This window comes from Pseudomonas ovata, from assembly GCF_003131185.1.
Lineage (GTDB): Bacteria > Pseudomonadota > Gammaproteobacteria > Pseudomonadales > Pseudomonadaceae > Aquipseudomonas > Aquipseudomonas ovata.
Genome location: NZ_QFFU01000032.1, coordinates 25609 through 41109, shown reverse-complemented (window position 1 = coordinate 41109; position 15501 = coordinate 25609). Strand labels below are relative to the sequence as shown.

Here is a 15501-nt window from a genome sequence, read left to right as displayed (position 1 = left end):
ATGCTTCACAGGCGACAGATGAGTGTCTATTCACGACCCGGAACGGCAGACAGTTTCAGTGGCCGTGCTGACGTTCGGCATCGGCCCGTTTTTTCAGGTAGATACGCGTGGCAACGGCGGGCGCGTCACTGGCCACGGAAATTTCGTAATGGTGCTCGTCACGCTCGCCGAGCACCGCTTCCAGGGCGCCGAGTCCCTCGACATCTTCATTGAAGGCCGCGAATAGTTGCTCGTGCATGTACTCGCCCAGGGCCTCGTCGTGCCGGGCAAAGTCGCGACCGTGGACAATGAAGTAATGCAGGCTGTTGGCGGTTTCCGGGGTCAGGATGTGTGCGGTACGGATGCGGTATTCCTGGCGCTGCCCGACGGGTTGGGCGCTGTCGTAGAAGGTCACGCTGACCCGGTGCAGGGCCGGCGATAAAAATTCCGAGGTGGCAATGCGCGCAGCACTGGCACAGCCTTCCAGACCTGTCGTCTTGCCCCATACCGGCGACAGGGTCGTGGGCACCACTTCGCGGATCAGGGTGTAGTGGCCTTCCTTGAGATCGAGTTTGTACGGTGCGCTGGCATAGTCCGGCGTGCCGATGGTGTTGGCATGCAGAAAGCTCAGGTGCGTCAGGTCCATGAGGTTTTCGTGCAAGCTGACGTAGTTGCCCGGGTGATGAAAATAACCTGAGGAACAGGCCCAGTCCGGGTCCTCGATCCATGCCTGCTGCGGAATCTGCGTGGCATCGGCCAGGGCCTGCTCGCCCAGCCAGATCCAGAGTAACGGTCCCTGGCGCACCAAGGGATAGCGACGTACGCCAATGCCGCGCGGGCAGTTCTTCTGCGAGGGCACCTGGGCCAGGTCACCCGAGGCGTCATAGCGAAAGCCGTGGTAGCCACACACAATGGTGTCGCCCTCCAGGTGGCTGCGCGAGAGCGGGAACGAGCGATGGGCGCAGCGATCCTCCAGGGCAATCGGTTCGCCCGCCTCGGTGCGGTACATGACCACCCGGCGGTCGAGCAGGCGGCGGGCCAGCAAGTGACGGCCTACCTCGTTGTCAAAGGCGGCGACATACCATTCGTTATAGATGAACGGCGTATCGCGGTTGGCCATGGACTCGCTGGCCTTGCGGGCATGCGCAATAAGGGTAGGGGTGGGTAATGACATGAGCGGGTTCCTTCAGGGAATTGAAACGGTTCAGAGATCCAGCACCAGGCGTTCGCTCAGGGCCCTGGAAACACAGATCATCAGGCTGCGGCCTTCGGCCTTGTCGGTTTCCGAGAGGATCAGGTCACGGTGGTCCGGCACTCCTGCGCACACAGGCGTCTCGCAACTGCCGCAGAGGCCTGCCCGGCACGAGAACGGCAGATTGATGCCATCGGCCTCAAGGGCCTCGAGAATGCTTTGGCCGGGGGCGACCCAAAGGCTGCGGTCACTGCGCTGCAAATGCAGGGTAAAACCGCTGTCGGCTTCAGGGCTGCCCGGCTCTGTGCCCGGTGGTGCTGCGTTGAACCGTTCGACGTGCACGCGCTCGCGGCGAGGCCCGGCCGCAGCATTCAGGGCGTCGAGCATGGGGGCCGGGCCGCAGGCGTACAGGTGCTCATCGCCGTGCAGCGAATCAAGCAGACCCGCGACGTCGAGATGACATCCCGCCTCGTCGGTGAGGTGCAGGTGCACCCGGCCAGGGGCCAGGTCGCGCAGGACTTCGTAGAACGCGGCGCGCTGCCGGTTGCGCACGCAGTACACCAGCCGCCAGTCCTTGTCGTTGGCCTGGCACCAGCGCAGCATCGCCAGGATGGGGGTAATGCCGATGCCGCCGGCCACCAGGCAGTAGCGCTGCAAGCGTTCGTCCAGCGCAAAATGGTTGCGTGGAAGGCTGCTGGCCAGCGTGTCGCCCAGGCGCAATTGCTGATGCACAAAGCGTGATCCGCCGCGGCTTTCAGGGGGCAGGCCCACGGCGATGACATAACGATCCCGTTCCCGAGGGTCGTTGAGCAGCGAATAGTGCCGAGGCAAGTGGCCGGCGATGAGCAGTTCCAGGTGCGCGCCTGCAGTGAAGGGCGCAAGAGGCTGGTCATCGGCTGCACGCAGTTCGATCAGCACCACGTCCTTGGCTTCAGCCGCGTAGTGGGTGACGCGCAGGTTCAAGGGATGAAGGTTCATCAGCTGTTCCGGTCATTGTTGTTGTCGGCGCCAGCTTACGGGTGAGGGCGGGGCAGGGCTGTCATCCCTGAAGTGGACAAGGCCGGGGATTGCCAGCAGACTGATGATTAACAGGTTAACTATCTGTTGATCCGACCCCATAACAATAATTGTCCGAGGGCGGCATGATCCGGCTCAGCACCCCCCAGGCATCGACCCTGCCTGCAGACGTCCGTGTTTTCAGCGCCCTGGCGTGCGCTCTGGGCACCGCAAACTTTCCGGTCGCACTGCTGGAGTACCTGGGGCAATGGGCGGCCTGTCAGCATTTTTCCGTGCTGCGCATGGACGGTGCCCGGCCACAGCTTTTGGCTGCCGGCACCCGTCATCACGACCCGGGCCTGGTGCTGCGCTGCGGTCAGGCCTATATCGAGCACTATCACCGCCATGATCCCTTGTTCGAGCCCATGAAGGCCACGCCGGGTCTGGTAGGTCATCTGCTGGCCGAGGACATCCGCCATCTGCCTTATCGCGAAGCGATCTATGTGCGCCATGACATGATTGAGCGCGTGTCGAGCGTCTATCTGGATGAACAGGCCCGTCCCGTGCAGTTCAACCTCTACAGGCATCAGGATCAAGGGTTCTTCAACGACCGTGAGTTGCAGATGTGCGAAGCGCTCAATCCGGCGCTGTTGCAGCTGGTGCGGGGGCACCTGGCCCTGACCGGTCTTCAGCCGGCCAATGATCACCGCCAGCCGTTGCTGCAGCGCTGTCCCGACCTTACCGTGCAAGAATTGAACATCTGCAGCCGTTTGCTGCAGGGCATGACCCACGCCGGGATCGCCGCCGACCTGGGCATCAAGGAAAGCACCGTGAAAACCTACCGCAACCGGGCATTCCAGCGGCTGGGGATAAACTTTCGCAGCCAGCTGTTCGCCTTGTTCGCGAGTTAGTTATGAACGCAATGACTCACATGCTCGTCGGTGAGCAGCGGCGCGTCGATGGCATGGATCACCCCGCACGCCAGAGCCTGTTGCGGGTCGAGGATGCGCGGGGCGGCCGTCAGGTACTTTTCGGTTTCAAGGGTTTCCTGCGCGCCCTGGGTGCGCTCGGCCAGGATGCGGCAGTACAGGTGCATGTCGTAGTCCAGGCTCATGGTGTACTCGGACATCCGTGAGTGATCCACCGCGCCGCTGAGGTGCCAGTGAAAGGGGTGGAACAGAAACTTGCTGTGCGGGCAGGCGGTGCGGTGCTCGCCGGCCATGAAGATGACATTGCCCATCGATTCGATCGTGCCCAGGTTATGGGTGTGCACCGGCATGGGCAGGGTCAGGAGAAAGTTGTACAGGCTGAAGCCATAACTGCATTCGCCGCCCATGGTTGCCAGGTTGATCACCAGGCGAGTGGCTTGCTGTTGTGCAGCCAACGAGGCTTTTTCAATCAGTTTGCCGCAGGTGGCCGAGTTGATCGGGGCCGTGAAATTGATGATATGAACCGCCATGTCCAGCACCTCATTGTCGATGAGCGCTGACAGCAGGGTTTCAGGGGCCTGATAGGAGCGCTCCACATCGAATGTCGATATTGCTTATCCAGAGAATAGCAACGCTTTCGATTGACCGTTGCACGGTGCGCCACACGGCGTGCCCAGGCTTGACGCCTGGGCACGCCTTAACCTCAGTCCAGGTCGGCTGCTTCGTGACGCTCGGCCACCTGGCTGGCTTCATCGCCCCAGGTGCGGTTGACCCGCTGACCGCGCTGCACGGCCGGGCGTTTGGCAATGTCCTCGGCCCAGCGCTGCACGTGGGTGTAGTCCTGCACTGACAGGAATTCGGCTGCCGAGTACAGGTGGCCACGCACCAGTTGGCCGTACCACGGCCAGACCGCAATGTCGGCAATGCTGTAGGTGTCGCCGCCCAGGTACGGGCTTTCGGCCAGGCGCCGATCAAGCACATCCAGCTGGCGCTTGGCTTCCATGGCGAAGCGATTGATCGGGTACTCCAGTTTTTCGGGTGCATAGGCATAGAAATGCCCGAAGCCGCCGCCCAGGTAGGGCGCCGCGCCCATTTGCCAGAACAGCCAGTTCAGGGTTTCGGCACGACCGGCCGGGTCCTTGGGCAGGAATTCGCCGAACTTCTCTGCCAGATACAGCAGAATCGAGCCCGACTCGAACAAGCGAATCGGTGGCTCGACGCTGCGGTCCAGCAGTGCCGGAATCTTCGAATTGGGGTTGATCTCGACAAAGCCACTGGAAAACTGCTCGCCTTCACCGATGCGGATCAGCCAGGCATCGTATTCCGCGCCGGTGTGTCCCAGGGCCAACAGCTCTTCAAGCAGGATGGTCACTTTCACGCCATTGGGCGTGGCCAGCGAGTGCAGTTGCAGCGGGTGCTGGCCGACCGGCAGGGCCTTGTCGTGAGTAGGACCGGCGACTGGCCGGTTGATGCTGGCAAAGTTGCCGCCGGAGGGGGCTTCGTGGGTCCATACCTTGGGCGGAACGTAAACGGGTTGGGTCATGCCGGAAAATCTCCTGGAGGTCGCCGCCGATGGCTGAGCAAGGCGCGACGGTATTCTAAGGGTCAGAATCAGGCCGTATATCGGTCTGGACAGACGCCATCATGGCGCAGGTTGTGCCGGATGGGCAGCCCCGATGCAGCGCCTGTCGATGCATGTACATCAAGGCTATAGGTAATCACCATCGGCCGTGATAGCAAAGCCGCCTTGCTGGATGCGGCATAAGAAATCATAATGAAAATCAATCCCATCCAGGTTGCCCGCTTTTGCAGGTCATTGATTTGTCTTGGCATCGCAGCGCTCGCGTGGTGATTCACCCTATCTGAGGTCTACCCGCCAAGAGGTGCTGCACATGCTCAATCGCGACAAGGGATGGACACGCCTGGCCGCCGGCGCCGTGCTCGCCGTACTGGCCCTGACCACGACGCTTGCGGCGCAGGCCCAGGACAAACTCAAGGTGGTCACCACCTTTACCGTCATTGCCGACATGGCGCGCAATGTCGCAGGCGAAGCCGCTACGGTGGAATCAATCACCAGGCCCGGCGCCGAAATCCACAACTACTCGCCCACACCGGGCGACCTGCGCCGTGCCCAGGGCGCACAACTGATCCTGTGGAACGGCCTGAACCTGGAACTGTGGTTCGAAAAATTCTTCCAGAATCTCAAGAATGTCCCCAGCGTGGTGGTGTCCCAAGGCATCGAGCCCATGAGCATCGGCGAGGGGCCGTACACCGGCAAGCCCAACCCGCATGCCTGGATGTCCTCGGCCAATGCGCTGATCTACGTCGATAACATCCGCGATGCCTTCATCCAGTACGACCCGGCCAATGCCGACACCTACCGCCGCAATGCCGAGGCCTACAAGGCCCGCATCCAGGCGGCGATCACACCGTTACGCGAGCAGGTGCAACAGATCGCCGCGGCCCAGAAATGGCTGGTCACCAGTGAGGGGGCGTTCTCTTACCTTGCCCGCGACCTGGCGCTCAAGGAACTGTACCTGTGGCCGATCAACGCCGACCAGCAAGGCACGCCGCAGCAGGTGCGCAAGGTCATTGATCAGGTCAGGGAGCAGCACATTGCCACGGTGTTCAGCGAAAGCACCGTGTCGGATAAACCGGCCCGCCAGGTTGCCCGCGAAACCGGCGCGCATTACGGTGGTGTCCTGTATGTCGACTCGCTCAGCGAGCCCGAAGGCCCGGTGCCGACCTACATCGACCTGCTGCGCGTAACCCTCGAAACCCTGGCCAAAGGCCTGCAGGCTGGACAGCCCCATGACTGATTCGACGATCGCAACCGGGCACCTGGGCGGACCCGGCATTGACGTGACCGATGTCACGGTGACCTACCGCAATGGCCACACCGCCCTGCGCGAGGCCAGCTTCAGCATCCCGGCCGGCACCATCACCGCCCTGGTGGGCGTCAATGGCGCCGGCAAATCGACCCTGTTCAAGGCCTTGATGGGTTTTGTCGGCCTGGCCCGGGGCGACATCCGCGTGCTGGGGTTGTCGGTGCGCGAGGTGCTCAAGCGCAACCTGGTGGCCTATGTGCCGCAGGCCGAGGAGGTTGACTGGAGCTTTCCGGTGCTGGTCGAAGACGTGGTGATGATGGGCCGTTATGGCCACATGGGCATGTTGCGCATCGCCCGCAAGCAGGACCGCGAGGCCGTGGCGGCCGCGCTGGCGCGGGTGGGCATGACCGAACTGGCCAGGCGCCAGATCGGCGAACTGTCCGGCGGGCAGAAAAAGCGCGTGTTCCTGGCCCGGGCGCTGGCCCAGGATGGTCGGGTCATTCTGCTCGACGAGCCGTTCACCGGGGTCGACGTCAATACCGAAGACCAGATCATCGCGCTGCTGCGTGAGTTGCGTGATGAGGGGCGGGTGATGCTGGTCTCGACCCACAACCTGGGCTCGGTGCCGGAGTTCTGCGACCGCACCGTGCTGGTGAAAAACACCGTGCTGGCCTACGGCCTGACCGAAGAGGTGTTCACCCAGGGCAACCTGGAACAGGCTTTCGGCGGCGTGCTGCGGCACTTCATGATCAACCATGCCTTGGGCGATGCCGGGCAGCGGGTCGGCATCTTTACCGACGATGAGCGGCCGCTGGTGATCCGCGACGGTGTGGCCAGCCGCCGGGGCGACGGAGCCTCGCCATCGTGATTGCCAGCCTGCTCGATCCGTTCGCTTACGAATACATGCGCAACGCCATGTGGGTCTCGGCCCTGGTCGGCGGGGTGTGCGCCTTTCTGTCGTGCTACCTGATGCTGCGCGGCTGGTCGCTGATCGGCGATGCACTGTCGCACTCGATCGTGCCCGGTGTGGCCGGTGCCTACATGCTCGGCCTGCCGTTCTCGGTCGGCGCCTTCTTTTCCGGCGGGCTGGCGGCGGCGTGCATGCTGTTTCTCAACCAGCGCAGCAAGCTCAAGGAGGATGTGATCATCGGCCTGATCTTCACCTCGTTCTTTGGCCTTGGGCTGTTCATGGTCTCGCTGTCGCCCACCTCGGTGAACATCCAGACCATTGTGCAAGGCAATATCCTCGCCATCAGCCCCACCGACACGCTGCAACTGGTGATCATCGGCGTGGTGTCACTGCTGATCCTGATCGCCAAATGGAAAGACCTGATGGTGACCTTCTTCGATGAAAGCCATGCGCGCTCCATCGGCCTGAACCCGACCCTGCTCAAGGGCGTTTTCTTTACCTTGCTGTCGGCCTGTACGGTCGCGGCCTTGCAGACCGTCGGGGCCTTTCTGGTGATCTGCATGGTCATCACGCCGGGGGCCACGGCCTACCTGCTCACCGACCGCTTCGAGCGGCTGCTGATCATTGCGGTGAGTATCGGCGCATTGACCAGTTTTTGCGGCGCCTACCTGAGCTACTTTCTCGACGGCGCCACCGGCGGCATCATTGTCGTGTTGCAGACGCTGATCTTCCTCGGCGCGTTCTTCCTGGCCCCCAAGCACGGCATGCTGGCGTCGCGCCGGCGGGGTCGCGTGGCCCTGGAGGTGACGCCATGAGCCTGCTGGAATGGCTGCTCAGTCCGTTGCAGTTCGACTTCATGGTCAATGCGCTGATCGTCGCGGTGCTGGTCTCGCTGCCGATGGCCTTGTTGTCGTGCTTTCTGGTGCTGCGCGGCTGGGCGCTGATGGGCGATGCAGTGTCCCACGCAGTGTTTCCAGGCGTGGTCATTGCCTACATCATCAACATTCCCTACGCCATCGGTGCCTTTGTCGCTGGCATGGGCTGCGCCATCGCCTCGGGTTTTCTCAAGGACAACAGCCGTATCAAACAGGACACGGTGATGGGCGTGGTGTACTCGGGCATGTTCGGCCTGGGCCTGGTGCTGTACGTGAAGATCGAGTCCAGCGTGCACCTGGACCACATCCTGTTCGGTGACATTCTGGGCGTCGGCCGGCAAGACATCCTGGGCTCGGCCGCGATTGCGGCACTGACACTGTTAATCATTGGCCTGAAATGGAAGGACCTGCTGCTGCACGCCTTCGATCCGGCCCATGCCCGGGCGGTCGGGCTGCGCGTGCGGCTGTTGCACTACGGGCTGCTAAGCCTGATCTCGCTGACCATCGTCGGTGCGCTCAAGGCCGCCGGCATCATCCTGGCGATTTCCCTGTTGATCGCCCCGGGGGCCATTGCCCTGCTGCTGACCCGTACCTTCAAGGCCATGTTGCTGATGGCCATGGCGATTGCCGTCGCAGCGGCGTTTCTGGGGGTGTACCTGGCGTTTTTCATCGACAGCGCCCCGGCGCCGACCATCGTGCTGTTGTACACGATGCTGTTCATCGGCGCGTTCATCCGTACCACCGTGCAGCAGGCACGCAGCGCCAGGGCGACCTGAAAGGGCCCGATCAAGTGATCAGGGTCACCGCCAGCGGCACTGACACCAGCGCCATCAGGGTACTGGCCATCACCGCCATCGCGGCCTTTTCCGGGTGCACGCCCAGGTTATTGGCAATCAGTACGGTGTTGCTGGCCATGGGCGTGGACAGCATCAGCGCCACCACCGCCAGGGTGGTGGTCGGCAGGTCGAGCAACAGGTAGCACACCAGCCCGCCGAACAACGGATAGGCCAGGTGCTTCCAGCCCAAGGCAAAGGCCATGAATTTCCAGTCGATTTCCAGCTTGCGAAAGCTCGACAGCGTGATGCCGATGGCCATCATGCCCAGCACGCTGTAGGCGCCCTTGAAAGTGTCCAGGCCGCTGATCAGGATCGGGCTGATCGTGATCCCGAAGGTTTTCAGGCCCATGGCCAGTGCAGCGGCATACAGGATCGGCAGGCGGGCGATGCGCAGCAGGCATTGACGGGCGGTCATCACCCCGCGGGCGACGATGAAGTAGCCCACGGTGAATTCATACAGCGCGCAGCCAATGATGATGAAAATGCCGATGGCGATCTGCGGTGGGGCAAACAGCGCGAACAGAATCGGCAGGGCGAAATAGCCGGTGTTGCCGGTGCCGCCGGCAAAACCCAGCAGGTTGGCACGGGCGTCCTTCCAGAACAGCCGGGCACTGAACAGTGCCAGCACCCCGGCGCTGGAGGCCACCAGGTAGGTGCCCAGCGAATAGGTCAGGTACGACCAGTCGGCCGGCGACAGGTAGATGGCCTGGAAAATCGCCACCGGAGAAATGACATAGATCAGCAGCGTGGCCAGGTCCTGGGCCTTGATCTGCAACTGGCGACCGGCGACATAACCCAGGCCGGCAATGCCGATCTGAAACAGGACGCGGGTGAGAATCTCGAACTCCATGGGGGCTTCCATTCGGGTCATCGGGGGCAGTCTGGGGGCTGTGTGCACAGCGCCGCACACTGTGCCGCCTTGATCCAGAGCTGTCCACCGCCCGGATTCAGCGCCTGCGCAACAGCAGCACGAAAAACACCCCGCCCAATGCGGCTGTGGCAATACCGATCGGCAGGTCCTGCGGCGCGATCAGGGTACGTGCCGCCACATCGACCCAGACCAGAAACAGCGCGCCGAGCAGGGCGCTGACCGGGATCAGCCGTCGGTGCTCGGCTCCGACCAGATAGCGCGCCATGTGCGGCAGCATCAGCCCGACAAAACCAATGGCCCCGGACAACGACACCAGCACCCCGGTCAGCAGCGAGGTGCTGATAAACACCTGCCAGCGCACCCGACGCGTGTCAAAGCCCAGGCTGACGGCAGTGTGTTCGCCGCTCATCAGGGCATTGAGCGGGCGGGCCAGGGCGAGCAGGGCGATCAGGCCCGCCAGTACACACAGCGCCGGCAGGCCAAGCATGTCCCAGCGCGCCAGGCCCAGGCCGCCGAGCATCCAGAACATCACCGAGCCGGCCGCATGCGGATCGCCGATATACAGCAGCAGGTTGACCACGGCCATCAGCACAAACGACACCGCCACGCCGGCCAGCAGCAGCCGGTCGCTTTCCAGCCGCCCCTGCCGGCTGGCCAGGCTGAGCACCAGCAACATGCTGCCCAGCGCTCCGACGAACGCCGCCAGTGGCAGGCTCAAGGCGCCGGCGAACGCGCCCAGGTGCATCACCACCAGCACCGCACCCAGCGCCGCCCCGGCACTGACCCCCAATAAATGCGGGTCGGCCAGCGGGTTGCGGGTCACCGCCTGCAAGGCCGTGCCGACCATCGCCAGTCCGGCCCCCACCAGCGCGCCCAGCAGCACCCGGGGTGCGCGGATCAGCCAGACGATCTGCTCCTGACCCCGGCTCCAGGGACCGTCGATGGCAAAACCCAGCTGTTGCAGCACGATGCCGCCCACCTGCATCGGCGACAGGTGCGCCGGCCCAAAGCCCAGCGCCAGCAGGCATGAGAGCACCAGCAACACCAGCAGCAATAAGACCAAGGCGCCGTAGCCGCGACGACTCACCGGGCCTTTCACCGCGCGGCCTCGGCAAACCGTTCCGGATGCAGCGCCTGGGCGAGGATTTCCAGGGCCTGCGCGTTGTGCAGCGACGGCGTGGCCTGGATATAGCTCAGCACCACAAAGCGCTGATGGCGGATGGCATCGACGCTTTGCAGGGCCGGGTGCTGCAGCAGAAAGTCACGCTTGGCCTGCCAGGACGTCGGGCCGTAATCGACGATCACCATGACCTCGGGGTTACGCTCCACCACGCTTTCCCAGTTGACCGAGACCCAGCTGCCGCTGACATCGTCCATCACGTTATGCCCGCCGGCGCCCTGGATCAGCGCCTGGGGCATGCCCAGCCGGCCCGAGGTCAGTGGTCGATCCTCGCCACTGTCATACAGAAACACCCGGGGACGCACCGGGTTGTCGCCCAAGGCTGCCTGCACGCGCTGCACCCGCTGCCGGGTCTGATCGATCAGCACCTGGGCGCGGGCCTCGACGGAAAAGATCCGGCCCAGGTTGCGCAGGTCGTTGTACAGGTCGGCAAAGCGTGCCTCATGCTGTCCCATGACGAACGAACACGATTCGCTCAATTCGTACACGGCAATGCCCAACGGCGCCAGGGTCTGTGGGGTCACCGGGCCGCCGACGCGCATGCCGTAGTTCCAGCCGGCCACGTACAGGTCGGCGCCGGCTGCCAGCAGGTTCTCCACCGACGGGTGGCGGGGGGCGATTTCCGGCAGGCCGGCCAGTTGGGCCCGCAGCGCGGGGTCGAGGGTTTTCCAGCCGCTGATGCCGGTAAAGCCGACCATGCGTTCGCGCAAGCCCAGCGCCAGCAGCATGTCGGTCATGTTCAGGTCATGGCTGACAGCACGTTGCGGCGCCTGGGTGAAGGTCACGTCGCGCTCGCAACTGCGCACGGTCAGCGGGTAGTCGCTGGCCTCGGCGACAGCCGCACAGGCCAGCGCCAGGTACAGGAAAAGGGTGCGGATCATGCGTGGGTTATCCAGGTAATGCGTGGATGAGGGGCCAGCGGGTGGGTGTCGACCAGGGCCTGTACGCCGAATACATCAAGCAACAGTTCGGCGGTCAGCACCTCGGTGGGCGTGCCGCTGGCGATCAAGCGACCGTCACGCAGCACATACAAGCGGTCGCAGAACGCCGCAGCCAGGTTCAGGTCATGAAAGCTGGCCAGGGTGGCGAGCTTCAGGCGCCGCAACAGTTGCAGCAATTGCAGTTGATAGCGCGGGTCCAGATGATTGGTCGGCTCGTCGAGAATCAACAGCTCGGGTTGCTGCACCAGGGCGCGGGCCAGCAGCACGCGCTGCTTCTCACCGCCCGACAGGCTGGCGAACAGGCGCTCGCCATACTCATGCAGGCCGGTGCGTTGCAGGGCCTGCTCGACCAGCGCCAGGTCCGCCGCGCTGTGCCCTTCGAACAGGCCCTTGTGCGGCGCCCGGCCCAGGTGCACGACATCCAGCACCCGCAGGCCGAAGTCCTGGGGGAACTCCTGCTGCACCACGGCCATGCGCCGCGCGCTCCAGCGGGCTGACTGCTGCCACAGGTCCTGGCCATCGAGCCGCACCTGGCCGGCGGTGGGTTGATGCAAGCGCCAGGCACAGTGCAGCAGGCTGCTCTTGCCGCTGCCATTGGGACCGATCAGGCCGACGAATTCCTGCGCACCGACCTGCAGGTCGATGTCGGCCAGCCGGAACGCCCGCCCGGCCTCCCATGCCAGCCCTTCAAGGCTCAGACGGGGCATAAACACTCCTTGTCGAGGGCGCAGGCTCAGTGTCTGCGCCATGTGCATCAGAAACGGTAGTCAGCGGTGACGAACAGCGAGCGCGGCTGGCCCATCAGCCATTGCCGGGCGCTGTTCTGCGCCGTCACCGCATAGCGCCGGTCCAGCAGGTTATACAGTTGCAGCCCCAGACTCACCTCGGGCAGCACCTGCCAGTCAAGGTTGGCGTCCACCACGGTGTAGCCCGGCACTTGGGCGGTGTTGGCGGTATTGGCATAACGCGCATCGACATAACGCAGGCCCACGCCGGTGTCCAGTTGCTCGGTCAGGGCCTTGTTCAGCCACAGGTTGGCCGTGCGCCGGGGCACGTCAGTCGGCCGATTGCCGGCGCGTGACACGCTGATGCCATCGACGTTTTCGTCGAAATCATCGTATTTGGCGCGCACCACCGAGGCGTTGGCCGCCACCTGCCAGCCGTACCCCAGTTGCAGGTCGAGGCTGGCTTCCAGGCCATCGGACGACTGCTGGCCGGCCTGCTGGCTGAGGCGGCTGACCGGGTCGAAGGTCAGCACCTTGTTCTTGACGATGTGGTACGCCGCCAGGGTCCACTCACCACGGCCGTCCCGGAACGCCTGCTTCAAGCCCAGCTCGGTCTGCCTGGCCTCGGTCAGGTCCATCTGTTGCTGGCTGGGGTTGAGAGTGATCAGGTTGCTGACCCCGTCTTCGCTGGTCGAGTACTGACCATACAACGACAGTTGATCGGTGACCGCGAACACCAGCCCGGCACGCCAGTTGCCGCCGGTCAGGCGGCGGTCGCTACGGATGTCGGTGCGCTTGTCGTTGCGCTCAAGCTGGTTCTGGTCGCGGCGCACGCCGGTCACCAGCGACCAGCGCTCGGACAGTTGCAGGCGGTTTTCGGCAAACAGGGCCAAGGTGCGGGTCTGCGTATCGGCCAGCGGCCGGTACGGCGACTGGCTCTGGAAGTCGCCGGCGGCCGGTTGCCACGGGTCGATGTAGTCGCCGCCGACATCCGTGTACGGCGAATTGTTACCGACCGCGAAGCGGATCTTGTTGTACTCGGCGCCGACCACCGTGCGGCTGTCCAGCCCTAGCAATGAATGCTGCAACGTAAAGGTCTGGCGGTCGCCGATCTGCTCCTGGTCGTGCTTGATCTCCAGGTACTCGCCACGCAGCAACCGGCCCTGGCTGGCGCGCCAGTCATAGACCTCGGCATTGCGCCAGTGGCGGCGGCTCTTGATCCAGTACACCTGGTTGCTGGCGCTGAGCGTATCGCTGATCTGCCAGTCGGCGTTGAGACGGGTCCATTCGTCGCTGTAGCGCTGCACGGCATTGCGGATGTTGTGGTTCTTGTCACGCAGGCTGTCACGGTAATGGCCGTCGATCAGCGGCGTGCCGAACCAGGTTGCCGGCTCGCTGTCGCCGCGCTCATGGGCGAGGGTGACACTCAGGTCATCGCTGGCCTGCCAGCGCAGGGCAGCGCTCAAGGCCTCGCTGCGCGAATCACCGTGAGCGACCCAGCCGTTGCTTTGCTGCTGGTTGAGGGTCAGGCGGTAGCTCAGGCGCTCGCTCAGCGAGCCGCCGCTGTCCAGGGCGGTCTGCTGGCGATCATAAGAGCCATAGCCGACGCGCAGGCGATTGCGGATCGGCCCGTCGAACGGTTTTTTCGACACCACATTGATCGTTGCACCGGTGGCGCCTTCGCCATACAGCACCGAGGCCGGGCCGTTGAGCACATCGATGTGCTCGACCATCCAGGGGTCGACCGGAAAGGTCTGGGTGCCGAACCCGGTGTAAAACCGTACGCCGTCGAACAGCGTCATCACCGACGTGTGTCCGGTAAACCCCCGCGCCGACAGCGCGGTATTGCCGTTGCCGGGCGCGACGATGCTGGAAATACCCGGCGCGCGGCTGACCGCTTCCTGCACGCTCTGGTTGTTGCGCTGCTCGATCGTCTTGCTGTCGAGACGGCTGAGACTGGCCGGGGTCTGCAAGGGCGTCAGTTCAAGCCGTGAACCGGTGGCCATGGGCGTGTTCAGGTCTGGCGGGACGTGTGCGGCGACGTCGCTGATTGAGGTGGCCGGCAGGTTCAGGGGGCCAGGGTCGGCCAGGGCTGTGCCGGAAAAGCCCAGCAAGGGCAACAGGCTCAGGTGCAAAGGGTAGAAACGGGACATGCTATTCCAACTCGATCAGGAAAGAATGAACCCGGAGGGAATAACGCATAGGGGACCGCACGCGCAGGCGCACGGATACCGGCCTGCGCCCGCCCACCGCGGGATTGCCAACGCGTGTGGTGAGGCACCACACAGAGGTTTCAGGCCGGTCTCCGGGCTTGCGAGGATCACGATCCCTTCACCTTCCCATGCCAGGGCACAGTGGTGTGTCGAAGGGGTCGCTCGCTTACCGTTGCGGGGGCAGCGCCGGACTGATCACCAAGGTGACGCACCGGCTTCCCGTTTCACCTCATGCACGGCGGCATGAGACACCTGAAACTGGGGCGGGATAAGACCACCGATGAACGGCGGCGTCAAATGCAGATGTCACAGGCCATGCACGATCGCACGGCCCAGGCCCCGTCAGGGTTACAACTCGGCGGTCACCTGGCGGCCGACCACCAGTTGGATCTCCACCCGCCGGTTCAAGGCACTGGCCGGGTCGATCCCGGGTTTGGGGCGCGAGTCACCGTAGCCGGCCACCCCCACGCGCAAGGCCTGTTGCGCATCGAGTGCCTGAATCAGCAGCTTGCGCGCCTCGCGGGCACGGGCGGCCGACAGCGTGTAGTTGTCGTCGTACACCGTGCAGTAGCGGGCAAAGTCAGTCACCGGGCGGTTGACTGCCAGGTTGTCGGTGTGGCCTTCGACCAGCACCTGTGCCTGCGCCGACTCGGTCATGAAGGTCGCCACCCGCACACTCAACTTGCCCAGCACGGCGCGTGTGGCCGGGGTGATGCAGGCGCTGCCACGGGCGAAGGCATCATCGGGCAGGGTCAGGCGCCGGTTGGCGATGTCAATCTCGACCAGTTGCGCCTCACCGGTACGCTCCAGGTCCGCCTGCATCTCGGTCAGCAGACTCTGCAAGCGCGCCTGTTGTGCGGCATTGCCCTGGCTGCGCGCCAGGTCCTGCATCTGCTGCTCGGCCTTGGCCGCGGCTTCGCCGGCCTTGTTCTGCAACACCGACACCACCAGCATCAGCATGATCACCGCCATGACGCCGGCCATCAGGTCCGAGATGGACACCCATTCATTGGGCTTTTCTTTCAT

Annotated in this window: 15 protein-coding genes and 1 riboswitch; of the genes, 5 read left to right on the top strand and 10 right to left on the bottom strand. The window is 63.9% G+C overall.

The genetic code is table 11. The annotated features are described in order from the left end of the window. Nucleotides 1–55: 55 nt before the first annotated feature. Both DGA31_RS27055 and DGA31_RS27050 read right to left on the bottom strand, forming a co-directional pair. Complete coding sequence (locus DGA31_RS27055) at nt 56–1153, bottom strand: aromatic ring-hydroxylating oxygenase subunit alpha (RefSeq protein WP_056837768.1); 1098 nt, start codon at nt 1151–1153, stop codon at nt 56–58. 30 nt (nt 1154–1183) lie between these two features. Next, nucleotides 1184–2149, bottom strand: a complete 966-nt coding sequence (locus DGA31_RS27050; protein WP_109514599.1) for a PDR/VanB family oxidoreductase — start codon at nt 2147–2149, stop codon at nt 1184–1186. A 164-nt stretch (nt 2150–2313) separates the two neighbouring features. Between DGA31_RS27050 and DGA31_RS27045 the strand changes: the two genes are divergently transcribed. Continuing rightward, entirely contained in the window at nt 2314–3078 is a 765-nt protein-coding gene (locus DGA31_RS27045) for a helix-turn-helix transcriptional regulator (RefSeq protein WP_109514598.1), read from the top strand. Here the strand turns inward: DGA31_RS27045 and DGA31_RS27040 are convergent. Both DGA31_RS27040 and yghU read right to left on the bottom strand, forming a co-directional pair. Further along, the gene (locus DGA31_RS27040) at nt 3075–3626 is read right to left on the bottom strand and encodes an ATP-dependent Clp protease proteolytic subunit (RefSeq protein WP_109514615.1); all 552 of its coding nucleotides are present in this window, start codon (nt 3624–3626) and stop codon (nt 3075–3077) included. The two genes, DGA31_RS27045 and DGA31_RS27040, sit on opposite strands and share 4 nt — an antisense overlap. Before the next feature lie 173 nt (nt 3627–3799). Then, nucleotides 3800–4639 (bottom strand): glutathione-dependent disulfide-bond oxidoreductase, encoded by an 840-nt coding sequence (yghU, locus tag DGA31_RS27035; RefSeq protein ID WP_109514597.1) that lies wholly within the window; start codon nt 4637–4639, stop codon nt 3800–3802. Between the two features lie 349 nt (nt 4640–4988). Between yghU and DGA31_RS27030 the strand changes: the two genes are divergently transcribed. From DGA31_RS27030 to DGA31_RS27015, 4 genes are read left to right on the top strand one after another with little or no spacing between them, the layout of a single operon-like run. Next, entirely contained in the window at nt 4989–5915 is a 927-nt protein-coding gene (locus DGA31_RS27030) for a metal ABC transporter substrate-binding protein (protein WP_109514596.1), read from the top strand. After that, on the top strand, nt 5908–6792 hold the full coding sequence (locus DGA31_RS27025) for a manganese/iron ABC transporter ATP-binding protein (RefSeq protein ID WP_109514595.1): 885 nt from the start codon (nt 5908–5910) through the stop codon (nt 6790–6792). Before DGA31_RS27030 ends, DGA31_RS27025 begins: the two co-directional genes overlap by 8 nt. Then, nucleotides 6789–7649 (top strand): metal ABC transporter permease, encoded by an 861-nt coding sequence (locus DGA31_RS27020; RefSeq protein ID WP_109514594.1) that lies wholly within the window; start codon nt 6789–6791, stop codon nt 7647–7649. The genes DGA31_RS27025 and DGA31_RS27020 overlap by 4 nt, the downstream gene beginning before the upstream one ends. After that, a complete protein-coding gene (locus DGA31_RS27015) occupies nt 7646–8485 on the top strand; it encodes a metal ABC transporter permease (RefSeq protein ID WP_056837784.1) in 840 nt (279 codons plus the stop codon). The genes DGA31_RS27020 and DGA31_RS27015 overlap by 4 nt, the downstream gene beginning before the upstream one ends. Nucleotides 8486–8495: 10 nt before the next feature. Here DGA31_RS27015 and DGA31_RS27010 read toward each other — a convergent pair whose 3' ends face one another. The 6 genes from DGA31_RS27010 to DGA31_RS26985 form a co-directional block, all read right to left on the bottom strand. Continuing rightward, nucleotides 8496–9395 carry an AEC family transporter gene (locus DGA31_RS27010; protein ID WP_109514593.1) on the bottom strand — a complete coding sequence of 300 codons (900 nt, stop codon included), beginning with the start codon at nt 9393–9395 and terminating at the stop codon, nt 8496–8498. Between the two features lie 97 nt (nt 9396–9492). Beyond that, on the bottom strand, nt 9493–10515 hold the full coding sequence (locus tag DGA31_RS27005; protein WP_421958013.1) for a FecCD family ABC transporter permease: 1023 nt from the start codon (nt 10513–10515) through the stop codon (nt 9493–9495). Further along, entirely contained in the window at nt 10512–11477 is a 966-nt protein-coding gene (locus DGA31_RS27000; protein ID WP_109514592.1) for an ABC transporter substrate-binding protein, read from the bottom strand. The genes DGA31_RS27005 and DGA31_RS27000 overlap by 4 nt, the downstream gene beginning before the upstream one ends. Then, nucleotides 11474–12244, bottom strand: coding sequence for an ABC transporter ATP-binding protein (locus DGA31_RS26995; protein ID WP_109514591.1), 771 nt, complete (start codon nt 12242–12244; stop codon nt 11474–11476). Before DGA31_RS26995 ends, DGA31_RS27000 begins: the two co-directional genes overlap by 4 nt. Before the next feature lie 47 nt (nt 12245–12291). After that, complete coding sequence (locus DGA31_RS26990) at nt 12292–14415, bottom strand: TonB-dependent receptor (protein WP_109514590.1); 2124 nt, start codon at nt 14413–14415, stop codon at nt 12292–12294. A gap of 126 nt (nt 14416–14541) precedes the next feature. Beyond that, a riboswitch (cobalamin riboswitch) is annotated at nt 14542–14746 on the bottom strand. Between the two features lie 77 nt (nt 14747–14823). After that, the gene (locus DGA31_RS26985; RefSeq protein WP_109514589.1) at nt 14824–15501 is read right to left on the bottom strand and encodes an OmpA/MotB family protein; all 678 of its coding nucleotides are present in this window, start codon (nt 15499–15501) and stop codon (nt 14824–14826) included.